This is a genomic window from Paraburkholderia tuberum STM678 (assembly GCF_902833905.1).
Lineage (GTDB): Bacteria > Pseudomonadota > Gammaproteobacteria > Burkholderiales > Burkholderiaceae > Paraburkholderia > Paraburkholderia tuberum.
This window is the reverse complement of record NZ_CADFGP010000061.1, coordinates 18,244-39,793: the sequence shown is the minus strand read 5'-3', so window position 1 is coordinate 39,793 and position 21,550 is coordinate 18,244. Positions and strand designations below refer to the sequence as shown.

Below are 21,550 nucleotides of genomic sequence, written 5' to 3'. Positions count from 1 at the left end.
TTGCCACCGCCCCATTCAGCTTTTCCTTCATCGCTCACATCGCTCCGCTCGGAACCGACAGCATAACCGAACGCCTTATTGCGACGGAACCGAAGTGGGCACTACCAGCGAATGTACGAGTCGTCGTCAGCTATGAAGCGGGCCAAGACGCGTTCTGGATCTGTCGTGCGCTGCAGGCTCGCGGGATCGAATGTCATGTCGTCGATCCCGCGAGCATCCCCGTTGAGCGCCACAAACGGCGCGCCAAGACCGACCGGCTCGATGCCGTCAAGCTGGTCATCAACCTGCGTGCCTGGCTACGCGGAGAAGGCGGACGCATGCGGGTAATCCGGGTGCCGTCACCGCAGGACGAAGCATCCCGCCATCTGATGCGCGATCGCGGGCAACTGCAGAAGGAAGTCCTGCAGCACCGCGACCGCATGCGCAAGCTGCTGGTCACGCTCGGTTGCTGGGACGAGGTCGACAGCAGGAAGTTCGCCGGCCGGCTCGCCCGCGGCGAGTTGCGGTGTCACGATGGCGCGCCGCTGCCAGCAGAGCTCCACGAACGGCTGCTCCGCGAGTGTGAGCGACTGACACTCGCCGAGCAGCAACTGGCCGTACTGGAGAAGACGCGCCAGACCAGTCTGCCCGAGCCTGCGCGAGAGCGGATTGCTCACCTCACGCGCCTAAACGGCATCGGCCCCGTTGGCGGCTCGAGACTGGCGTTGGAACTGTTCTGGCGACAATTCAGTAACCGGCGCCAAGTCGGCGCATGCGTTGGCCTTGCACCGCAACGCTTCGACAGTGGCGAGAGCCAGGTAGATCAAGGCATCAGCAAACAAGGCAACAGACGCGTGCGTGCGCTGCTGATCGAGATGGCGTGGTCCTGGATCCGCTACCAACCCGCGAGTGCGCTGACGCAGTGGTTCAATCGGCGTACCCAAGGCACGGGGCCCAATCGACGGGCGCGTCGCATTACCATCGTCGCCGTGGCGCGGCGTCTGGCGATTGCGCTGTGGCGCTATCTGAAGGACGGGGTGATTCCCGCTGGAGCGCAACTGAAACCCGCATAAGTCGTCACAGTGCTGGTCGCACCAGACCTGATCAACGATGTGAGGTGAAGCAAATATGGTTTGAAGCGAGCATGCCCGTAGGCGACAAGGGTTGCACAAGCAGGCAACCGATTCTCTAGATGGGGCATGCTCCCGGTCATGATGCCGGCGTAACGCGCGTATAGGATGAGGCTGGCTTCACGCCAGCGGATAGAAGTTAGTGAGACTTCAGCTCTCACGGGCGCAAGGATCGACTTCGAACCATTGCAATTCACCGGCAACGCAGCGGACCCGTTGTACACGTTGGCGCAATATCCATTTATTGATGATCAGCCGCCCCGCCAAATAGCTTGACAAAGGACTACTCATAGAAGTTGTCGCCTCTGAATTTTCTTAATTTAAAGAACTCAGAGGTGCAGGTTGAATGCCAAACAGACGTATTCTGTCGAATTCAGGGAGCAAGCGCTGGCAAAGGTCCTGCAACGAGGCAACCGGTCCGTAGGAACGGTTGCCTCGGAACTGAACATGAACGTATTAACCTTGAGGAAGTGGATCCGCGTGTCTAACGCCGCAAACCGCAACCCGGGACCAGCCGATGCACGGCGCCCGGAAGACTGGTCTTTGGAAGAGCGCCTGCTGGCATTGCAACAGAGCCATGGACTGAGCGACGAGGCGCTGAACGCGTGGTGCCGTGAACGGGGCTTGTTTGCCCATCATCTGAACCAGTGGCGCGCCCAGTTCTGCTCGGCCGGCACTGCGAGCAGCGCACGTGCAAACGCTCCAGAGCTGCGCGAGCTGAAACAGGCCAATGCGCAGCTGCAGCGCGAACTGAAACGCAAGGAGAAGGCTTTAGCGGAGGCAGCCGCGTTGCTTGTACTTTCAAAAAGGTATCAGGCGCTGTTCGGGAACGAGGACGAATGAGCTCCCCCGAAGAGCGCGCAACATTGCGGGAGCTGATCGGTGAGGCGACGACAGCGGGGGCTCGTCAGGCACGCGCATGTGCCGTGCTCGGACTAAGCGCGCGCACCGTGCAGCGCTGGCAAGGCGGCGGTCCTGAGGCGGTGGATGGGCGCACCTTACGCCATCATGATGCCGGTCACAAGCTGTCGGCCGATGAACGTGCTGAACTACTGGTGGTGGCCAACTCTGTCGAATTCGGTCATCTGCCGCCGAGTCAGATCGTGCCTCGTCTGGCTGACCAGGGCCGCTACATCGCCTCGGAATCGACGTTTTACCGGGTGCTGCGTGAAGAGAAACAGCTTGCTCATCGGCGCAGTGAACGACCGGCCCGCGTTCGCAGCAAACCACGCGCCGTATGTGCCGACGGGCCCCAACCAGTTGTTCAGCAGGGATATCACTTACCTGCCGACGACAGTTCGCGGGCAGTATTTCTATCTCTATCTGTTCATGGACGTATTCAGCAGGATGGTCGTCGGCTGGCAGGTCTACGCCGACGAGAGCGGCGCCCAGGCCAGCGAGCTTCTGAAGGATCTATGTGCGCGCGAAGCAATCAAGCCGGGCCAGGTGATTTTGCATTCGGATAACGGCGGCCCGATGAAGGGTGCCACGATGCTCGCCACCCTGCAGGCTCTGGGTGTCATGCCGTCATTGAGTCGACCGGGCGTGAGCAACTACAACCCGTTCTCGGAATCGTTGTTCAAAACACTGAAGTATCGGCCGGCCTATCCTATGCAAGCGTTCGACACGCTATTTGCCGCGCGCGCCTGGGTCTCCGGGTTGGTGCGCTGGTATAACCACGAACATCGTCATAGCGCGATCCGTTTCGTCACACCTGCCCAACGGCACATCAACCTTGACCAGCAGATCCTCGATCGCCGCGCGACGCTCTACGAGGCAGCAAAGCAGCGCAACCCACTACGATGGAAAGGCTCCACGCGAAACTGGAAGCGCGTACATACGGTCCATCTGAATCCCGATCAGACAGATAACTTCGAACCCATCAAACGCGACCACCGACACTCGTCGAATCACAGCGGCCGTTCGAATGGGACCGGCTGGGGCAGCATCTTCCGTACGAGTGGATCGAGTGTGCGGTACAGGCCAGTGGCAGTGCGAGCATTCGTCGGCGCCGGCTACCCGCGCAGCAGGTCGTATGGCTGGTGATTGCGCTGGCGTTGTACCGGCACCAGTCGATCAGTGAGGTCGTTGACGAACTGGACCTTGCCCTACCCACACCGCAAGCGTCATTTGTCAGTAAAAGCGCCATCGGCCAGGCGCGGCAGCGCACCGACGCCGCTCCTCTGGCGTGGCTGTTTCACGAATCAGCCAGGAACTGGGTCGCGCAGGATCAGGCGAAGTATCTCTTCAAGGGCTTCGCGCTGTTCGCGATGGATGGCACCACGTTGCAAACCGCCGACAGTGCCGCCAACCGCAAGCACTTTGGCGCCTCAGCCGCCACTCATGACCGGGTGGGCAGCTATCCTCAATTGCGCGCAGTCACGCTCACCACCATTGCGACGCGTCTGGTGCGCGATGCCAGCTTCGGTCCTTACGACATCAATGAGATGATCTGGGCGCGTGAGCTTATCCCGCGCGTGCCAGATAACTCCATTACTGTGTTCGACAAGGGGTTCCTGTCGGCCCAGTTGCTATGCAACCTGGTCTCGGGTGGCGAGAACCGGCATTTCATCATCCCGGCCAAGTCCAATACGCGTTGGGAGGTGGTGAGGGGGCACGACGGGGACCAGATCGTGCGCATGCGCGTTTCGCCGCAGGCACGAACGAAATGCCCGCAACTCCCCGAATTCTGGGAGGCTCGCGCGGTGCTTGCCGTCGATATCCGCGGCAGGCAACGGATCTTGCTGACGTCCCTGACCGATCGACGGCGTTTCAAGGCGGCCGACATCGTGGCGTGCTACGAGCGTCGCTGGCAGATCGAGACCAGCTACCATGAATTGAAGCAGTCGATGCTGGGCATGGAGCTGACGCTTCGCAGTCAGACTGTGCAAGGGGTCTACCAGGAGCTTTGGGGCGCCCTGGTCGCCTACAACCTGATCCGTCTGGAAATAGCCAAAGCCGCGCTTGATGCTGGGCATGCGCCAGAGGATCTGAGCTTTATTCGGGCCTTCCATATCATCCAGTATGAAATGACATGGGCGGCCGTGACGCGCTCGTACGGCAAACTTCCTATGCTGCTGACTCGCTTGCGCGAGCGGCTCAAGCAGCTTCGCAACGAAAAACGGCCCGGGCGCACTTGCGCCCGGGCCGTCAAATCCAGACCTTTCCGTTACACCGTTCGATTCCTGAAGAGAGACCTTAACTGAACGGCATTAGACACTAGTGCCACCTTTGCGATAAGCGACAACGGCTCTCCTCGAATCTTGCTTTCATTTCGCCGCGTTATTGCGCATCGCCACTGCGATGACTGCCGCGCCGCACATCAGGACGAACGCCACCAGGTACGAACCAGCGCTTATCTCATGCGTGAGCGCTGTCAGTGAGCCGATCGCGGTCGGAGCCGTGAGACTGCCGAGCTGGCCGATGCTGGATATCAGGGCGATCGAGCCCGCGGACGCTGTACCGGACAGGAAGGTTGCCGGAATAGTCCAGAAGATTGCTGTACACGTCAGGTACCCGATGGCGACGAGAGCCAAGCCAGCGATTGCAGGTCCGAAGGAAGAATGTGTTGCGCCGATAAGCACCGCCCCGAGAGCCGATACCAGTGCGCAACTAGCGAAGTGCAAACGACGCTCGTTCCGGGCGTCCGAGTGCCGGCTCACCACCAGCATACCTATTGCGCCAATGAAATACGGAACAGCGGACAACAAGCCGATGTGCCACGGATTCGCCACGCCCGCCTCACGAATGACGGACGGCGCCCAGAAATTGAGAATGCTTCCCGCCCATGTGATGGTGAAATACCCGAAGGCGCAGACATACACTCGCCAATTTTTTAGCGCCGCGCCGAAGTGTGAAATCTGGTGGGAAGTGGAGTCGGAGAAGCCTTCCAGTTCCTGGACAACGATTGCCTTTTCGTGTGCCGACAGCCATTTCGTGGTCTGCGGGCTATCTGGCAGATACCATAAGGCGCACAGCCCAACAAGCACGGGCGGGACGCCTTCCAGAAGGAACAGCCACTGCCAGGCATGCAGCGCATGCCACCCTTCAGCATTGTTCAGAATCCAGCCTGAAACCGGGCCGCCAGTAATACCAGCGACCGCAATCCCGAGCACAAAGGCAGAAAGCACTCTCGCACGATACCGGTTAGGGAACCATGTCGTCAGGTAGTAAACAATGCCCGGGAAAAAGCCAGCTTCCGCAATGCCAAGAGCAACCCGTGCGATATAGAACTGGGTCGGATTGCGCACGAACATCATCGAGAGAGACACCAATCCCCAGAGAACCATGATGCGAGCTATCGTCTTTCGGGCTCCGATCCTGCGGAGCAGCAGGCTGCTGGGAACCTCGAACAGCACGTACCCCACGTAGAAAATTCCGACGCCGAAGCCGTAAGCAGCTTCGGTAAGTCCGAGGTCGTTCTTGAACTGCAGATGGGCGAAGCTGACGTTGACGCGGTCAATGTAGTTCAGAACGTAGCAGAAGAACAGGAACGGAATGAGCCGTAACGCAATCCGTTTGAAAAGTGCGTCCGCGGTTGCGGATTGAGCAATACTCCCTCCACTCGAGCTCACCTCAGTGCTTGCGAGTGGTGCGTCCAATATTCCATCCTGCCGAGTCAGAGCCACGGTCGTCCCCCTAAATACGTTGCCTCAAAATTTGTAATCTCTTCTGCGTGCTTTAACGTAGCACCAACCTCGTCAATACCCTCGATAAGATGCGTTCTCTGGGCTAGCTCCATGTCGAAGTGGGCATGAAATCCATCGGAGGCCGACACCGACCGCCTAAGAAGGTCAACGCAAAGTTGATAGCCAGGCGTTTTATCTACCGCCTTGAACAGGTAAGAAATTTCATCGCCAGTCAGAACAACCGGAAGCATCCCGTTCTTGCAGCAATTGTTGTAGAAGATATCGGCGAAGCTTCGCGCAATCAGGACGCGGAATCCGTACTGCTGAAGAGCCCACGGCGCATGTTCGCGCGAGCTGCCACAGCCAAAATTTCGACCGGCGAGAAGTATCGACGCACCCGCGTAGCGCGGTCGGTTCAGGACGAAATCCGGCTTAGGCAACCGCTCCGTCGCCGGCTTCCCGTAGTAACCGGAGTCTTCGAACCGCCATTCGTCGAACACATACGGCCCGAAGCCGGTCCGGGCGATAGCTTTCATGAACTGCTTCGGCATGATGGCATCGGTGTCGACGTTGTCCCGCTCCAGCGGGACGGCGATGCCAGTGTGAGTGACAAATGGCTGCATGACTAGGTTTCCTGGCGCGGTTTCAGGGCGCGTACGTCAACGAAATGACCCGCGACAGCGGCCGCTGCAGCCATTGCCGGGCTGACCAGGTGCGACCGTCCGCCGGCGCCTTGCCGACCTTCGAAGTTGCGATTCGATGTTGATGCGACCCGTTCGCCTGGCTCCAGATGGTCAGGGTTCATTCCGAGGCACATCGAACAACCGGCTTCTCTCCACTCAAATCCGGCCCCGATGAAAACCTGGTCCAATCCTTCTTGTTCCGCTTCCCGCTTGACTGCACTTGACCCGGGCACCGCGAGAGCGAGGCTGATATTCGGCGCCACATGGGCGTTGAGCGAACGCAGCACGTCGGCAGCAGCGCGCAGGTCCTCAATTCGCCCATTCGTGCAGGAGCCAATGAAGACCTTGTCAACTGAGATATCCATCATGCGTGTGCCCGGCTTCAAATCCATATAGCGCAGTGCAAGCTCATAGCCGGTGCGCCGGTTCTTGTCCGCCAGGGTCGCGGGGTCGGGGATGCAATCCTCGATGCCCACGACCATCTCAGGTGACGTCCCCCATGTGACTTGCGGCGTCAGGGATGACGCATCGAGAGTGACGTGTGCGTCGAAAGACGCGTCATCGTCCGAGCGCCACGCGCCCCACTCAGCCGCAGCTTTTACCCAGTCCTGCCCCTTTGGCGCGTAGGGGCGACTGCGACAGTAGGCAAGCGTTGTTTCGTCGACTGCAACCAGTCCGGCTCGCGCTCCAGCCTCAATGGACATATTGCACAGGGTCATCCGTCCTTCCATCGAAAGGGCATCGACGACGGGACCAGTGAATTCGATTGTGTGACCGGTCGCCCCAGCCGTACCAATCTTGCCGATGAGAGCAAGCGCAACGTCCTTCGCGCTGCAACCGGACGGGAGTGCTCCGGTCACCACCACGCGCATGTTCTTGCTGCGCCTTGTCAGCAGCGTCTGGGTGCCAAGTACGTGTTCAATCTCAGACGTCCCGATGCCGAACGCCAAAGTGCCGAACGCACCGTGTGTGCTCGTGTGCGAATCGCCGCACACGATAGTCATTCCAGGCAGCGTGGTGCCCAACTCAGGACCGACGACGTGGACAATTCCCTGTCGCTCATCGTCCATGCCGAAATGCTGGATGTTATGGGTCTTGCAATTCTCGCGCAGTCTTTCGACCTGAATGCGGGCAGTCTCGTCGGCGATACCTGCCAAGCGGTCGGTTGTGGGCACGTTGTGGTCCGCGACCGCAAGAGTCGACCTGGGTCGCCAGATGGCGCGCCTCTCCATGCGAAGCGCTTCGAACGCTTGCGGACTGGTCACTTCGTTCAAAAGGTGACGGTCAATGTAGAGAAGCGTAGAACCGTCTGGCTCCGCACGCACGGTATGCTTGTCGAAAAGCTTGTCATAAAGGGTACGGCTCATTGCATTTTCCTCGGCCATCAGCGTCGGCCACACGATCGTGCTGCAATCAGGCGCCCGACGCGAATCTGAGCAACTCGGCGCCGAAGCGCTGCGGGTTTTCCAGAAACGGCGCGTGCCCGCTGTTTTCGTAGATGGAAATGCGGGCATGCGTGACCAGTCGGCCTAGTCGCGCGGCGAGCGCGGGCAAGACAACGCGATCCAATTTGCCGTGCGTCACCAGCACGGGAATGTCGAGTGCCGCGATGACGCTGTCATAGTCGAGCACCCTGCGCCGCATCCAAAGACGATGCTCGGGCGAGACCAGCCGCACCGCGGACGCAATCGACTCGAAACTCGCGTTGTCGGGACCGATTCGCAGGACGTCGGAAACGAACCGTGCGGCGGCGGCCTCGGCGCTCCTCGGCTCGCTCGAACAGAGCGCTTCGAGACACAGGTGGTCCGGCCCGATCGCCGTGGGGTCGGCCACGCTCGCCGCGGCAACGAGATTGATGCCTGCGAGCGTCCCCGTTCCGTAGTAGCGGATGTAGTCGAACAGCATTCTTCCACTGTACGACCACGCCACGACGGTCGGGCGGCGAACCCCGCTCGACTCGATCACGGCGGCCATGTCGTCGGCCCACAGTTTGCCGTCGAGGTAACTGTCCGCTGTACTCGCACGCCCCGACGCGCCATGGCCGCGCAAATCGGGGACGATGAAACGGCACGCTTCCAACAGGGATGCCTGCTCGTAAACTGGCGCCCAGACGCTGTGATCGAGTGAGAAGCCATGCAGCAAAACGATCGGGATACCCGACCGATTGCCCCAATCCCAATAGGCGATAGGCAAGCCGTCGCTTGAGACACCCTTCCCGCGCCGCAGTTCGCAGTCGGCGGTCCGGCTGCCTGTCGCGGACAGTGCGTCAGGCATTTGCGACGTCCCCATAGTGCTGCGCGCGCAACGCCCGCCACTTTTCCATGTCGGCATCGACCAACTGGTACCTGTCGGCAAAGAACCGTTCGCTCACCGGCACGTTCGTTGCAAATTCGAGGCGCAGTCCGTTCGGATCGTAAAAGTAGATCGAACGGCAGTAGCCATGGTCGATCTCGAACACCTCGACGCCCGCACCTTCGAGCTTCTTCTTGTAAGCATCGATCGTCGCGTCGCCGCCTTCGACTTCCATCGCGATGTGATGGCAGAACTGGTCGACCTCAGCGAAGTCTGCCGGCTTGAAATGCACTGGATAGTCGAAGAACGCAAGCGCGCTTCCGTCGGCGAGTTCGAAATACAGGTGCATGTAGGGCTTCGGCTCGTTGGTCAGCGGGTCGATGGGTTCGATGCATGCCGCGACAAGCGGGAAGCCCAGAAGGCCCTCGTAGAACGCACGCGTTTCCTCTGCGCTACGGCAGCGAAACGCGTGATGGTGAAGCATCTTCACCTTGTTGCTGGCGCGCCGCTGCTGCGCAATGGCGCGCGCCTTCTCGATATCGATATTGCTCGGGGTCCAATTTTCCAGACTCATTTTTGCTCCTCCAGATGGTTAGCTGCGCACCCTTTACCGGTCCTTTTCGTATGGTCGGGTGGCGCGCCGCAGTTCGTTGCGAATTTCGCTGTCGTGCTCGTTCAGTAACGGCGGGGCCGTGACGTCGGATTCACGCTTGCCGTCAAACGTCACCGGGAACCGTATGGTGCGGAACGGCCCCACCTCCGGGTGCGTCGTCGCCACTTCGAGCCCGAGGTGTTTGACCTGGGGATCGGCAAGTGCTTCGCGTGTGTCGTACATCGGGGCATGCGGTACGTCTTCGGCGGCCAGCCGTTCGCACCAGACATCCCGCGTTTCCGACGCGAAGATCTCGCGCAAGAGAACGATCAGATCTTCGTAATGCTCGATGCGCGCTTCACGCGTAGCAAAGCGCGGGTCCAGGAAGATGTCGGGGCGGCGCATCGCCGTCGCAAGGCCTTGCCAGAACTTCTCGGGCGACGACATGTGCAGCGCGACCCATTTGCCGTCCGCGCAACGGAGCACGTAAGACTGCGAAACGCTCGGCCGGCTGAACGGGCCCATCACTTCGCCCTCGGACAGCAGGTGGGTGAACGCGTCCAGATTGAAGTGGCACATCGCTTCGACCATCGACACCTCGACGGAGCTCGCACGCCCCCTGCGCCCGCGTTCGTAGAGCGCGCCGAGAATGCCGAACGCCGCATAGTAACCGGTCATCGCATCGGCTACCGCGGGGCCGACGACGCGTGGATCAGCGGGGTTCACGAGCAGGTTCAGATAGGCACTCGTCGCTTGCGCGACGGTATCGTAACTGGGCCGCTGAGCGGCCGGTCCGGTTTGCCCGAAGCCGCTGATTGCGCAGTAAACGAGGCGCGGATTGAGTTCGCGAAGCCTTGCCTCGCCAGCGTTCAGCCGCTCTGCAGCGCCGGGACGGAAGTTCTGGATATAGACATCCGCGCTCCGGATCAGATCATCGAATACGGCCTGGTCTTCGGGGAGCTTCTGATTGAGCGTAATGCTGCGTTTATTACGGTTGTAAGTCTGGAAATGAGGACTGTACAAGCCGCCGCGGAACGCGCGAAACGGATCTCCCGTACCGGGCTGCTCCACCTTGATGACGTCCGCACCCATGTCGGCGAGAATCATCGCAGCAGCCGGGCCCGTGATGAAAGTGCCCTGCTCGATGACTCGCACGCCCTGCAGTACCTTGTTCATGTTGCTGATTCCAGTCGAATAGGAAGACACTTACTCGGAGGCAGGGCCGGTCCCGGTCTGCGCGGCCGGGACGCCATCGAAGACGAGTTCGCGCGTCGCCTGATAAGAAAGCGCGAAGCCGATCGGCCGCTCGAGTTCCTCCGTTAGATGCGCGATAAGGCCAGCGGTGCGAGCAAGAATCGGCACGCCTTTCAATGCGGCAAGTGGAAAGCCGACGCCGAGCAGCACGGCCGGGATCGCGGCCGAGACATTGAGCTTCAGTTCCTTGCCGATCACCTGCGGAATGGCGCGCTCGACCGCTTCGGCGATGGCGACGTACCGCAGATTGATCGCGCGGTCGCGCGCGACCGAAAAGAGCGCGTCGACGCGGGGATCGCGCGCCTTGTGTAGCGGGTGGCCATAGCCGGGAATGGCACGCTTCGCGGCGCGGTACTCCTTGACGACAGCGAGCGCAGCGGCGTTGAGGTCGCCGTCGTTGCCGGCGCGCTCGGAGACTTCGCTGAACATCCGTCCGGCCGTTTCCGCCGCGCCGAGAATCACGGAGCCGCACCCGAGAATGCCGGCTGCAACCGCGCCCTGCAGTGCGTCAGGCGCCGCGGCGAGCGTCATGCGGCTCGCCTGCACGCTGGGCACGAGACCGTGCTCAGTGATGGCGACCAGCGTCGCGTTCAGGATCGCCGTCGCGTTCTCCGACGGGCGCGATCCGGTCAGGAGCAGGTAGAAGTACTCTGTCAAGGAGATTTTGCCGATCAGGTCGCGGCACAGATCGGCGCCGCGCACGGTGATCGAATGCTCGTCTGATGTCGAGATTGCTGTTCTGGGTATGGTTTCCTTGCCGATCTTCATTTCACGCTCCTCAATTGCAGCCCCGCAAAGCACCGCTGCCGCGATGGGCCTTCTCCGCCGTCCGCGTGCCGATAAGGACACCCGGTCTTGTAGCGAAGGATAGCCAGGCGGATTCAGTTGTTGAAATGATGATTTTGCATCGATACAATCGATGTCATCGATTGTTACGCTGGACTTGCGACGCATTATGGAACTCCGTCATCTGCGCTACTTCAAGGCGCTGGCCGATTGCCTTAACTTCACGCGCGCGGCGGAGCGAGTTCACGTTTCGCAATCAACGCTTTCGCATCAGATCAAGCAACTCGAAGACGAACTCGATCAACAGCTATTCGAACGCGTCGGCAAGAAGGTGGTGTTGACGGAGCCGGGCGAACTGTTCCTTGGCTTTGCGACGCAGGCGCTCGAGGCGGTCGATCAGGGACTCGGCGCGCTGAAGGAATCAGGCGGCGTGCTCGGCGGCGAAGTGCGTGTCGGGGCAACGCATACGTTCAACCTCGGATTCATTCCCGACTGCGTCGCGACATTCCTTGCGCAGTTTCCGGCAGCGAAAGTGACGGTCAAGGAATTGTCTGCTGACGACATCATCGCTCAGCTCACGGCCGATCAGCTGGATTTCGGCATCGCTTATCGTCCGCCCGAGCGCAACGACCTATGGTTCGAGCCGCTTTATAACGAGGAGATGGTGCTCGTCGTGTCGGACGAGCATCCGTTCGCAGGCCGCAAACGCATTCGGCTCGTCGAGCTGCATCATCAGCAGATGGTCCTGCTGCCGAACGAGTTCACGACGCGCGTCATGTTGAACGAATGCTTTCAGGCATCCGGGGCAGAGCCGCAGGTCATCGTGGAGATGAATACGATCGCGCCGATGCTGGGGCTCGTCGCGCGCACGAAGATCGCCGCGATCGTTGCAGCCAATGCGGTCGCCCACCAACCGGGGCTCAACGTCATCCCGCTGGAAAGTCCAACGCCGATCCGAACGCCCGGCATCCTGCGCAAGCGCAGCAAGAAACAACAATCTCTCCACGTGCGGTCCTTCTGCTCCATCGTCAGGAAGCTGGCTTCGCAGCGAAACGCGAAGCCGCGCTAGAACGCTCTTCGACTGCGTCGCACACCGACGCATCTATCGATAGCATAAATCGTTACGGTGCAAAAAAACCATTTCTGTCCATGCACGTGTGTCCTTAGACTCTGCGCAAGCGAACGCCGACCGTGTCGAGACGGATCTGAACAGGGCGTTACCGCATCTAAGGAGACATGCGTGACCGCCCGCAAGTTTGATATCACCGAACAAGTTCTAAAGAGCATGAAGCCTGCGAACGCGCGCTTTGGTGTCGTGATGTCGGCGCTTGTGCGCCATCTTCACGACTTCGTGCGCGAAGTGGAGTTGGAGGAAGCGGAATGGATGGCGGCCATCGAACTTCTCACGAAGGCCGGGCAGATTTGCACCGCCAAACGTCAGGAATTCGTCCTTCTTTCTGACACGTTGGGCGTCTCCATTCTCGTTGACGCCATTAATAGTCGTTTGCCTGAAAGTGCCACGCAGCAGACGGTGTTGGGACCGTGCTACTGGAAGGGTGCGCCGGAGCTGCCGATGGGGAGCGATCTTGCCAGGGGCGTCATTGGCGAGCCGTGCTTTTATTCCGGGACCATGCTGACGCTCGACGACGGGCCAATCGAGGGTGCCGTGCTCGACATCTGGTCGGGCGATGGAGAAGGCGACTACGACATGCAGCTCGGTTCCGACGAGATGCGCGCGCGCGGGCGTCTGGCCACGGGACCCCGACGGCAAGTACTGGTTTCGGTCGATCAAGCCGTTCTACTATCCGGTACCCGCCGATGGACCGGTCGGTTCGATGCTCGCCGCGATGGGCCGCCATCCGAATCGGCCAGGCCATATTCACTTCATCGTCTCTGCGTCCGGCTACAAGTCGATCGTCACCCACCTCTTCCCGTCTGACGGGCCGTACCTCGACAGCGATGTCGTATTCGGCGTGAAACAAGGCTTGATCGTCGATTTCAAGCGACATGAGCCTGGCATGGCGCCGACCGGCGAGCAAGTCGACGTGCCCTTCTGGACGTGCAATACGACTTCCGCCTCGTTCGCGGCGAACAGCGAGCGGCATGACACGCCATCGGGACCGGCGGGCAGCCAGGCTCGGAAGAGTGGTGAGCCAAGACGACGCGACATCGAAAGCATATCAATCCCTGGTCAGTTCACGGACTTCCGGCAAGACATCGGGGCGCGGGAAGGCGCGGGCCATTCGTCGTCGCTGCGCGTCGCTGATCCTATAGACGGCAGGATTAGTACCGCTCATTTTTAAGCAATGCTAATAATAATGGAGACAAACATGGGTATTTCGGTCCCGTACCAAAAGGCGCAACTTCGGCCTCGCCGGCGCGCTTATCGGTCTCATATTGCAAGCGTCACCGGCACAAGCGGACGGCTATTTTCAATGGCAGATCAATTCGTTAGGCGGAGGATTCACGCCGTACGGCCCGACCGACTATCTCTACGGCAACGGTACGCCCAACAAAAACGTGTTCATGGGACAGTTCGAGCATTTCGGCCAAAACCGCTTCGGCAGCAACTGGATCGATTTCGAAAACTATCACGGCGCTGATATGACGCGCGATCTGATCCTGCATCGCGGAACGCTTTCGCCGGAGCACTCCAGCGGCACTTGCGAGGTTGAACAATGTATCAGCAAGGCGGGTAATCGGCGATGCCAGGTAAAGCCATAGAGCGACGGCCAGACGCCGTGCGAGCGCAACGATACCGGTGCGCCGCAGTCGCTTGCTAGCGCCGCCATAACGCTCGTTGAACGAATGGATCTGTCGCTCGTCAGTTGCGACGATGTTCCGCTCTGCCGTTTTCATCAGCTCGCCATTGAGACGGTGATGCGTGACGCCTCGCTGCTGGGCGCGCGCGGCTCAACTGCTGCTGTCGCACATCGAAGCGACGGGCGAGCCCGAAGCCGGCAGCCTGCCGGCGTGCTTCGAGCTGCGGGGACGCTGTGGCGTGGGCCCTGTTGTGCGTGCGCGTGCATCGGGTCGATAGCGAGTCTCACGCGCGCGTATCGGCTGATAGAGAGGCCACACCCGTCAAAAGAATATGAAGCAAATCGCACCTGCCTCGGTCTCCAGGCACTCGCCGTTGGTTTTGACCGTCGCGAGAAGACCATCGCATATGAATTTGAGAATAGCCGTCAGAACGAACATCTGATCCTCCATTGGACGAACGGTGCACCGTGACGAGCGAGCCCCGATTGACGGGTGCACGCAGGTTCTATCGGCGCGGCTTTCCTTACGCGACCGGCTTCTGAGTGCCGGTGTTGGGTACATCGTGGTGATTTGACGCCAGAGCGGCCTCGGCCAATGCTTCCCGATTGCTCATCTCCACGAAGCTCCGGCGCATCGGACCCAGCACCGTCTTGGAAGCAAGAGCCGTGATCACGCTGATTGCCGCGCACACGATGAACACCGTCGACCAACTTCCCGTCGTTTCTTTGATAAGGCTGCCGAGCGGCACCAGCAAGGCGGCCGTGCCCTTGGTCGTGTAAAGCGCGCCCGCGTTGGCCGTCACGTGCTTGTTGCCGAAGGTATCGCCGACCAGCGCTGAGGAAATCGCGTAGATCTCGCCCCAGAACAGGAAGATGAGCGGCGCGAAGATCAGAAAGCCGACCGGTGACTGGCCGAACTGGACTAAACCGATCAGCGCTGCGCCTTCGCCGAGGAACACGATGGACATCGTGTTCTCACGTCCGAACTTGTCGGAAATGAAGCCGCACAGCGGTCGTGTGAGCCCATTCACGAGATTGTCGATTGACAGCGTCAGTGTGAGAAGCGGTAGCACCGTCCCCAGCACGACGATCGGCATCTTCGCGATCCCGAAATCACGCGCAATAGGTCCGATTTGTGCCGTCGCGATCAGTCCGCCCGCGCAGATCGCGGTGAAGATGAGGTACATGACCCAGAACACCGGCGTACGCAGCATCTGCCCGGTCGTGAAGTTGTGCCGCGTTTCGATGACCTTGCGCGATACCGCCTTCGCGCGCAGCCCGGTCGCCGGGCGCACCATGAAAAGCGAAAGGACCAGAATCGCACCGCCCAGCACCATGGCGAAGGTCGAGAAAGCGTTCTGATAGCCGTTCGCCTTGATCGCATTGGCGATCGGAATCACCGTCAGCGCCGCGCCGACACCGAAGCCCGCCGCCGTCAATCCGGAGGCAAAACCGCGCTTCTCCGGGAACCACTTGAGCGCGTTGCCCACGCACGTGCCGTACACGCAGCCCGCACCGAGCCCGGACACCACCGCGGCGGCATAGAGCATTGGCAGCGAGTGCACCGTCGAATTCATCGTCCAGGCGATGAAGATCAGCACCGCCCCGCCAGCCACCAGGGGACGCGGGCCAAAACGGTCCACCAGCATCCCTTCTACCGGCACGAGCCACGTCTCGACGATGATGAAGATCGAGAACGCCAGCTGAATGCTCGATTCGGGCCAGCCCATGGTGTCGTGCATCGGCCGGACGAAAAGGGTCCAGCTGTACTGCAGATTGGCCACCAAGCCCATGCATAGAATGCCGATCACGAGCTGTAGCCAGCGGGTTCTCGAATGAGCCGTCGCAGGCTCGTCATGCTTCGCTTGTTTCATGAGTGTCTCCTCTCACAGTGATGGGCGAAGGGGCGAAGGGCAACTCAGGACACCACCGACTCTATCCAGCGCGCCGCGCCGCTAATGGTGCGGAAATCCGCGAGCGACCGTGCCGGCACGCCGGGATGGCTTAGTTGAAGCATGCGCGACAGCGCTGCGCCGGGACCAAGTTCGAAGAAGGCCGTCGCGCCGCGCTCGATCGCCGACTCCATGCATAGATCCCAGCGGATCGCCTGTCGTAGCTGCGCGGAGAGACACCGGGTCGCGCGGGGCCATGCATCGACCACCGAGCCGTCGATGCCGGCGAAAACCGGAATGCCCGGATCATGCGCGCCGCACGCGGCCAGCACGAGTTCGAATTCGGAGGCGGCATCGCTCAGCGCGGCGGAATGCGAGACGATCGCCACGGACAGACGCCGCACGGTGTGTGCGCCCTCCTGGACGGCGTGCTGTTCGATGGCATCGAGCGCGTCGTGCGCGCCGCCCACGACGAAGTGATCGTCGCCATTGGCGATGGCGATCGCCGCCTCGCGCCCGGCGCATAACGCGCTCACGTGCGCTTCGCTCAGGCCGCGCAGCGCGAGCATGCCGCCGCGTGCGCGCGCGCAGGCGTCCATCAGCGCGGCGCGGCGTTGTGCGAGTTGCAGCGTGCCGGCGAAATCGAGCGCGCCCGCGCAGCCATACGCCGCAATCTCGCCGACGCTGTAGCCAGCGAATGCGAGCGGCGGTGCTTCGATGCGCGGTGCCAGCGCGCGCCAGGCGCCCAGCACGGCGGCGCACACGAGCGGTTGAGCGATGGCATTGTCGAACAGGCGTGCGCCTGGCGCAGCTACTTCGAGCCGCAGCAAATCGATATCGACGAGATCGCTCGCGGCCTCGATCACTTCACGCACGAGCGGATCGCCAGCAAGTGTCGCGAACATTCCCGCGTGCTGCGTGCCTTGCCCAGGACAGAGAATGACGAGGCCCATGACGTCAGAGCGATTGCAATGCGCGAATGAACAGCGTCGCGGAAAGCATGTCGGCCGCACCGCCGGGACTGAGATTGCGCCGCATGAACGCGGCATTGAGCGAACTCGCGCGCTGCCGCCAGTTTGGCGCGAGCACGCCGCCCTCTGCGAGAAACGCCCGGCTCTCTCGCTTCACGAACTCGACGCCCGCGCGGCCTCCGCGATGAAACAGATTGGTGTCGTCGAGTACGGCCATCACCGCGAACAGGGTCTGCACGGCGGCAAGCTCGCGCGACAGGCCATTCGCGAGCGCGCCTTCGAGCGCCGGAAAGGCGGCTTCGCACAGCACGCGAAAGCCGTGTGCGGCGACTTCGCGCGCGCCCGCGATTCCATACACGGCGTTCACACGCGTTCCGTGGCTCGGGCGCGCATCCGCATGGCTGGCCAGAATCGCGGCGCCGTATCGCCGGCTCACTGTCGCACACAACACGTTCACATCGGGATGGGCGCCCTGTGCATGCAGCGCGCCGGCTGCGGCCGCGAGCAAGCCGAGCGTGAAGATCGCGCCACGATGCGTGTTGACACCGCGCGTCGCGCGCGACATCGCGCATTCCGCCTCGATGCCGAGACGCCGCAGTCCGTCGAACGGCGCGCCGTGCTCGCCCGCCCGTGCGATGCGCGCGAAGTAATGCCGCAAGGCGAACAGGCTGCGCACGAACAGCGCAGCGCTCATATCGCGATGACTGCCGTCACTGGAACGCGTGACGAGCCCGGGCTTCGGGTCGAGCATCACTTCGGCGTACAGCGCACCGATGGCCGCGCGCGCCACGGCGCACGCAAACTCGTCGGTTGCGAACCCGGACGACGGTTGCGCGAGATCAGGCGTCAGGCTCATGCGGCCGCCTCCAGCACGCGTCCGACGATGTCCGCAGCCAGCATGCGGCCGCCTCGCGCGCGCCCTGTTTCGCTACGCGTGTCTTCGTTCGACGATGCCTCGAGCGCGTCCTCGAGCGCCGCAGCCAGATCGCCGTCCCACACACCCTCGACGATGCCGAGCTTGTGAAAACTCGGCACGCCCGGCGCAAACACGGCCGAGTTCGCGCACAGCGTCTCCAGCCGGTCGAGCGGAATCTGCGTAATGCGGCTCATCGCGGGTAGGTTCATCACATGAATGCGCGCATCCGGCAGCGCGTACGTGCGATCCGCGATCATTCCCGCGGCCAGAAAACCGCCCGAGACCGCCTGATCGTAGACGAGGCTCAACACGCGATGCCCGCGCGCTCGCGCGACCTCAAGACATTTCGCCAAATGCGCGAGATACCCGTTATTGCCGAATAGTTCGTCACGCCGCGAGAGCCGTTGGCCGGCATTGTCGACGAGCAGCAGGATCGGCATGCGTGGCTTCTCCTGCACTACGCGCAGCACATGCGATGCGAGCGCAAGCGCGGTATCGACGCCGATCGGCGCGTGGTCTACGGTGCCGATCAGCGCCACATCGCCTCGCACGCGCGTACCCGCGCCCGCGATCACGCCCGATTCCACCGTCGTGCGATGACCGGTGGGAAAAAGACTGTCGAGCAATTCAGCGAGCGTCATCTGTGTGCTCCTCCCGTGTGGAAGCGCGCGCGGACGTCGCTGCTTCCAGAAATGCATCGGTGTCGAGCGCAGTGATGCGCGCCGCGTCGTCGATGCCCATTGCGGCCCAGATATCGAGTGCATCCTCGCAGGCGCCGAAACGCGCGAGGCGCTCTTCGAGCCGCGAATGTTCGGCCAGCACGGCATCGAGATCGAGTGGCGCCGACCGATTCAGATAGGCCGCGGCGCCCTGCCGGAACGCAGCCAGTTCGTCGTCGACGAAGCGGTCGATCTCGCCCAGCAGATACCGATGCTTGCCGCCCATCGTGCGCCAAACGAGCGCGCGATCCTTCGCGTCGAATTCCTCGACGCCCTGCGCCGTCTCGATCACCTCCGGCCCCGACACGGACAGCCGCGCGGCCTCGCTCATCACGATGGCATCGCAGCAGCGGGCGACGATCCCCATGCCTCCGTAACAGCCGTTGCCGCCACCGATCAGAACGATTACTGGCACGCGCGCGCGGCGGGCATCGAACACGGCGCGCTGGATCTCGGAGATTGCGACGAGCCCTGCGTTCGCCTCGTGCAGCCTCACACCGCCGGTTTCGAGCATCAGAATGACGGCGGCAGGCCGTTCCTTCTCCGCGCGCCTGATGAGACCAGTGAGCTTCGCGCCGTGGATCTCGCCGACCGCGCCGCCCATGAAGCGGCCTTCCTGCGCGGCGACGAACACCCGCTCGCCGGCTATGCGTCCCGCGCCGATCACCACGCCGTCGTCGAACGCGACGGGCACATCCAGCGCGGCAAGATGCGGACTCGTGAGCCGCTCGCGCGGATCGAGCCATTCTGTGAAGCTGCCCGCGTCGCACAGGCCGTGCGCGCGTTCGCGCGCGCTCGCCTCCTGATAGCTACGCTGGCGCGGCGTCGTTCGGTTGAGAGGCACTCCGTCATGGATATTCATTCCGGTGCCTCATCGAGTGCCTGTGCGGCCTGCGCGAGACGCAGGCTGACAACAGCGGGAGTCGCTCCACTGTCATTGACGATGACGCGCGTGTTGGCGAGCGGCCGCGTCGCGACGAAGCGCTGCATCACCGCGCGCCAGGTCGTTTCGAAGCCGTGCACGGATGTGCGGATGTCGATCTCGCAGCGGCCGTCGAGCGCGTGCCGTTCGACCAGAATTTCGACATCGCCCGAGGCCACCACGCCAGCGATCGCGTACACGCCTCGATCGCTTGACTCGAGGCCGTCGAACGAAAAGCAGAGCTGCTCCATTGCCCGATGCTCCTTGCTGAATGAATCCCGTGAATGAGTCGGAGGCCTACCAGTTGCGAAAGCGTTTCGGGGGATCGTAGAGGCCGCTCGACCAGCGCACCAGATCCTTGATCGAACGCGCGGCGAGCAGATCGCGCGTCGCGTCCAGCGGATTGATGCCCATGTCTTCGGGTCGGCGGATCGCGCCGCGCACGCGCAATTGTTCGACCATGCGCTCGTCGCGCGCGAGGCCGGCTGGCGTGAAGCCGCTCACCCCGCGTATCGCCTGTTCGCGTTCCGCTTCATCGCGGCACAGCAGCAGGTTCGCAATGCCTTCCTCGGTCACGATGTGCGTGACGTCGTCGCCGTAGATCATCACCGGCGGCAAGGCGAGATCGAACTTGCGCATCAGTTCCCACGCGTCGAGTTGCTCGACGAAGGTCGGCTGCATCTTCTCGCCGAAGGTTTCTACCATCTGAACGACGAGCTTGCGACCGCGCGGCATTACATCGCCCGACGTCGACGATGATGCCTCGCGTCCGGCCTTGAGCCACGCGTCGCTCGTATGGCGGCGCGCGCGCGAATCACAACCGAAATTCGGCGCACCGCCGAAGCCGGTCATGCGGCTCTTCGTGGCGGTCGAACTGTTGCCTTGCAGATCGACCTGCAGCGTCGAGCCGATGAAGAGATCCGAGTAATGCCCGGCAAGCTGGCAGAACACGCGGTTCGACCGCAGGCTGCCGTCCGGCCCAGTGAAGAACACGTCGGGACGCGCGGCGACGTACGCTTCCATGCCCAGTTCGGAGCCGGCGGAATGAATCGACTGCACGAAACCCGATTCGATCGCCGGAATCAGCGTCGGGCACGGATTCACCGACATATGCGTGCAGATCCTGCCGCGCAGACTGAGGCTTTCGGCATAGGTCGGCAGCAGCAGCTCGATGGCGGCTGTATCAAAGCCAATGCCGTGATTCAGGCGCGTCACGCCGTATTTCGCGTAGATGCCCTTGATGACCATCATCGCCATCAGGATCTGGATCTCCGTGATCGCCGCGGGATCGCGCGTGAAGATCGGTTCGATGTAGTGCGGCTTCGGCGCGCGCACGACGAAGTTGACCCAGTCGGCGGGCACGTCAACACGCGGCACGCGATCGACCAGTTCGTTCACCTGCGCGATCACGATGCCGTTCTTGAACGCCGTCGCCTCCACTACGGCAGGCGTGTCCTCGGTGTTCGGCCCGGTGTAGAGATTGCCGTCGCGGTCCGCGCTCTGTGCGGCGATGAAGCACACGCGCGGCGTGAGATCGCAGAAGTAACGGCCGTAGAGCTCGAGGTAGGTATGAATGGCGCCGACCTTCACCTTGCCCGCATCGATGAGCTGCGCCATGCGCACGCCTTGCGGACCGGAGTACGAGAAGTCGAGCTTACGCGCGATGCCCTTGTCGAAGATATCCAGATGCTGCGGCAGCGCGATGTTCGACTGAACGATGTGCAGATCGTGCACGGTCTGCGAATTCGCCTTCGCCAGCGCCGCTGAGAGAAAGTCCGCGTGCTTCTGATTATTCCCCTCGATGCACACGCGATCGCCCGGCTCCAGGACCGCCTCGAGCAGCGACGTCATGCTGCCCGCTTCGACGAACTTCCCATCCGTCACGTGCGTCGCCCGCGCGAGGCGCGCGGCCTTGCTCTGAGCGAGCGCGTTCCATTGAACCTGTGCATCACGCTTCATGAAGTCTCCCGATCGTGGCGTGCACCGCCGTTCAGCACAATGAGCCAAGTTGTCCGCAACTGCAC

Annotated in this window: 19 protein-coding genes and 2 pseudogenes; 6 read left to right on the top strand and 15 right to left on the bottom strand. The window is 61.9% G+C overall.

Annotated elements, in window-relative coordinates:
• The 3 genes and pseudogenes from HWY30_RS34005 to HWY30_RS33990 form a co-directional block, all read left to right on the top strand.
• The coding region (locus tag HWY30_RS34005; RefSeq protein ID WP_425199419.1) for an IS110 family RNA-guided transposase at window positions 1-1,052 on the top strand (1,052 nt) is incomplete at its 5' end.
• A 399-nt stretch (window positions 1,053-1,451) separates the two neighbouring features.
• A pseudogene (locus HWY30_RS41170) lies at window positions 1,452-2,972 on the top strand (IS3 family transposase); the annotation flags it as partial.
• A gap of 74 nt (window positions 2,973-3,046) precedes the next feature.
• Window positions 3,047-4,315, top strand: coding sequence for an IS4 family transposase (locus HWY30_RS33990; RefSeq protein ID WP_090812165.1), 1,269 nt, complete (start codon window positions 3,047-3,049; stop codon window positions 4,313-4,315).
• A gap of 63 nt (window positions 4,316-4,378) precedes the next feature.
• On the opposite strand, the gene HWY30_RS33985 is transcribed toward HWY30_RS33990, so the two are convergent.
• From HWY30_RS33985 to HWY30_RS33955, 7 genes are read right to left on the bottom strand one after another with little or no spacing between them, the layout of a single operon-like run.
• Window positions 4,379-5,683: an MFS transporter gene (locus tag HWY30_RS33985; RefSeq protein WP_244145109.1), complete on the bottom strand. Its 1,305-nt coding sequence runs from the start codon at window positions 5,681-5,683 to the stop codon at window positions 4,379-4,381.
• A gap of 44 nt (window positions 5,684-5,727) precedes the next feature.
• On the bottom strand, window positions 5,728-6,360 hold the full coding sequence (leuD, locus tag HWY30_RS33980; RefSeq protein ID WP_090812164.1) for a 3-isopropylmalate dehydratase small subunit: 633 nt from the start codon (window positions 6,358-6,360) through the stop codon (window positions 5,728-5,730).
• 2 nt (window positions 6,361-6,362) lie between these two features.
• Entirely contained in the window at window positions 6,363-7,787 is a 1,425-nt protein-coding gene (gene leuC, locus HWY30_RS33975; RefSeq protein WP_090812586.1) for a 3-isopropylmalate dehydratase large subunit, read from the bottom strand.
• 46 nt (window positions 7,788-7,833) lie between these two features.
• Window positions 7,834-8,694 carry an alpha/beta fold hydrolase gene (locus tag HWY30_RS33970; protein WP_090812163.1) on the bottom strand — a complete coding sequence of 287 codons (861 nt, stop codon included), beginning with the start codon at window positions 8,692-8,694 and terminating at the stop codon, window positions 7,834-7,836.
• Window positions 8,687-9,286, bottom strand: a complete 600-nt coding sequence (locus HWY30_RS33965; protein ID WP_090812162.1) for a VOC family protein — start codon at window positions 9,284-9,286, stop codon at window positions 8,687-8,689. The genes HWY30_RS33970 and HWY30_RS33965 overlap by 8 nt, the downstream gene beginning before the upstream one ends.
• A 33-nt stretch (window positions 9,287-9,319) precedes the next feature.
• Window positions 9,320-10,480 (bottom strand): CaiB/BaiF CoA transferase family protein, encoded by a 1,161-nt coding sequence (locus HWY30_RS33960; protein ID WP_090812161.1) that lies wholly within the window; start codon window positions 10,478-10,480, stop codon window positions 9,320-9,322.
• A 30-nt stretch (window positions 10,481-10,510) separates the two neighbouring features.
• Window positions 10,511-11,326 carry a citryl-CoA lyase gene (locus HWY30_RS33955; RefSeq protein WP_090812160.1) on the bottom strand — a complete coding sequence of 272 codons (816 nt, stop codon included), beginning with the start codon at window positions 11,324-11,326 and terminating at the stop codon, window positions 10,511-10,513.
• Between the two features lie 187 nt (window positions 11,327-11,513).
• On the opposite strand from HWY30_RS33955, the gene HWY30_RS33950 reads away from it, so the two are divergent.
• The 3 genes and pseudogenes from HWY30_RS33950 (at window position 11,514) to HWY30_RS42770 (ending at window position 13,647) form a co-directional block, all read left to right on the top strand.
• Window positions 11,514-12,413, top strand: a complete 900-nt coding sequence (locus tag HWY30_RS33950) for a LysR substrate-binding domain-containing protein (protein WP_090812159.1) — start codon at window positions 11,514-11,516, stop codon at window positions 12,411-12,413.
• 216 nt (window positions 12,414-12,629) lie between these two features.
• Window positions 12,630-12,803, top strand: a pseudogene (locus HWY30_RS42775) (dioxygenase); the annotation flags it as partial.
• A gap of 229 nt (window positions 12,804-13,032) precedes the next feature.
• Complete coding sequence (locus HWY30_RS42770; RefSeq protein WP_341809952.1) at window positions 13,033-13,647, top strand: dioxygenase family protein; 615 nt, start codon at window positions 13,033-13,035, stop codon at window positions 13,645-13,647.
• A gap of 148 nt (window positions 13,648-13,795) precedes the next feature.
• Here HWY30_RS42770 and HWY30_RS33940 read toward each other — a convergent pair whose 3' ends face one another.
• The 8 genes from HWY30_RS33940 to mdcA form a co-directional block, all read right to left on the bottom strand.
• Window positions 13,796-14,203 carry a hypothetical protein gene (locus HWY30_RS33940; protein WP_143037325.1) on the bottom strand — a complete coding sequence of 136 codons (408 nt, stop codon included), beginning with the start codon at window positions 14,201-14,203 and terminating at the stop codon, window positions 13,796-13,798.
• Between the two features lie 427 nt (window positions 14,204-14,630).
• Window positions 14,631-15,980 carry an oxalate/formate MFS antiporter gene (gene oxlT / locus HWY30_RS33935; RefSeq protein ID WP_090812157.1) on the bottom strand — a complete coding sequence of 450 codons (1,350 nt, stop codon included), beginning with the start codon at window positions 15,978-15,980 and terminating at the stop codon, window positions 14,631-14,633.
• 44 nt (window positions 15,981-16,024) lie between these two features.
• Window positions 16,025-16,951 carry an ACP S-malonyltransferase gene (locus HWY30_RS33930; protein WP_208611615.1) on the bottom strand — a complete coding sequence of 309 codons (927 nt, stop codon included), beginning with the start codon at window positions 16,949-16,951 and terminating at the stop codon, window positions 16,025-16,027.
• Between the two features lie 4 nt (window positions 16,952-16,955).
• Complete coding sequence (gene mdcB, locus HWY30_RS33925) at window positions 16,956-17,825, bottom strand: triphosphoribosyl-dephospho-CoA synthase MdcB (RefSeq protein ID WP_090812155.1); 870 nt, start codon at window positions 17,823-17,825, stop codon at window positions 16,956-16,958.
• Window positions 17,822-18,526, bottom strand: a complete 705-nt coding sequence (locus HWY30_RS33920) for a biotin-independent malonate decarboxylase subunit gamma (RefSeq protein ID WP_090812154.1) — start codon at window positions 18,524-18,526, stop codon at window positions 17,822-17,824. The genes mdcB and HWY30_RS33920 overlap by 4 nt, the downstream gene beginning before the upstream one ends.
• Entirely contained in the window at window positions 18,513-19,466 is a 954-nt protein-coding gene (locus tag HWY30_RS33915) for a biotin-independent malonate decarboxylase subunit beta (RefSeq protein WP_090812153.1), read from the bottom strand. The genes HWY30_RS33920 and HWY30_RS33915 overlap by 14 nt, the downstream gene beginning before the upstream one ends.
• The gene (gene mdcC, locus HWY30_RS33910) at window positions 19,463-19,777 is read right to left on the bottom strand and encodes a malonate decarboxylase acyl carrier protein (RefSeq protein WP_090812152.1); all 315 of its coding nucleotides are present in this window, start codon (window positions 19,775-19,777) and stop codon (window positions 19,463-19,465) included. Before mdcC ends, HWY30_RS33915 begins: the two co-directional genes overlap by 4 nt.
• Window positions 19,778-19,823: 46 nt before the next feature.
• Complete coding sequence (gene mdcA, locus HWY30_RS33905; RefSeq protein WP_090812151.1) at window positions 19,824-21,485, bottom strand: malonate decarboxylase subunit alpha; 1,662 nt, start codon at window positions 21,483-21,485, stop codon at window positions 19,824-19,826.
• Between the last annotated feature and the right edge of the window lie 65 nt (window positions 21,486-21,550).

Bases quoted from the DNA above. Each gene is read 5' to 3' on its own strand.
- leuD (WP_090812164.1), bottom strand. From the start codon at position 6,360: ATGCAGCCATTTGTCACTCACACTGGCATCGCCGTCCCGCTGGAGCGG.
- leuC (WP_090812586.1), bottom strand. From the start codon at position 7,787: ATGAGCCGTACCCTTTATGACAAGCTTTTCGACAAGCATACCGTGCGT.
- HWY30_RS33970 (WP_090812163.1), bottom strand. From the start codon at position 8,694: ATGCCTGACGCACTGTCCGCGACAGGCAGCCGGACCGCCGACTGCGAA.
- HWY30_RS33965 (WP_090812162.1), bottom strand. From the start codon at position 9,286: ATGAGTCTGGAAAATTGGACCCCGAGCAATATCGATATCGAGAAGGCG.
- HWY30_RS33960 (WP_090812161.1), bottom strand. From the start codon at position 10,480: ATGAACAAGGTACTGCAGGGCGTGCGAGTCATCGAGCAGGGCACTTTC.
- HWY30_RS33955 (WP_090812160.1), bottom strand. From the start codon at position 11,326: ATGAAGATCGGCAAGGAAACCATACCCAGAACAGCAATCTCGACATCA.
- HWY30_RS33950 (WP_090812159.1), top strand. From the start codon at position 11,514: ATGGAACTCCGTCATCTGCGCTACTTCAAGGCGCTGGCCGATTGCCTT.
- HWY30_RS42770 (WP_341809952.1), top strand. From the start codon at position 13,033: ATGGAGAAGGCGACTACGACATGCAGCTCGGTTCCGACGAGATGCGCG.
- HWY30_RS33940 (WP_143037325.1), bottom strand. From the start codon at position 14,203: ATGAAAACGGCAGAGCGGAACATCGTCGCAACTGACGAGCGACAGATC.
- oxlT (WP_090812157.1), bottom strand. From the start codon at position 15,980: ATGAAACAAGCGAAGCATGACGAGCCTGCGACGGCTCATTCGAGAACC.
- HWY30_RS33930 (WP_208611615.1), bottom strand. From the start codon at position 16,951: ATGGGCCTCGTCATTCTCTGTCCTGGGCAAGGCACGCAGCACGCGGGA.
- mdcB (WP_090812155.1), bottom strand. From the start codon at position 17,825: ATGAGCCTGACGCCTGATCTCGCGCAACCGTCGTCCGGGTTCGCAACC.
- HWY30_RS33920 (WP_090812154.1), bottom strand. From the start codon at position 18,526: ATGACGCTCGCTGAATTGCTCGACAGTCTTTTTCCCACCGGTCATCGC.
- HWY30_RS33915 (WP_090812153.1), bottom strand. From the start codon at position 19,466: ATGAATATCCATGACGGAGTGCCTCTCAACCGAACGACGCCGCGCCAG.
- mdcC (WP_090812152.1), bottom strand. From the start codon at position 19,777: ATGGAGCAGCTCTGCTTTTCGTTCGACGGCCTCGAGTCAAGCGATCGA.
- mdcA (WP_090812151.1), bottom strand. From the start codon at position 21,485: ATGAAGCGTGATGCACAGGTTCAATGGAACGCGCTCGCTCAGAGCAAG.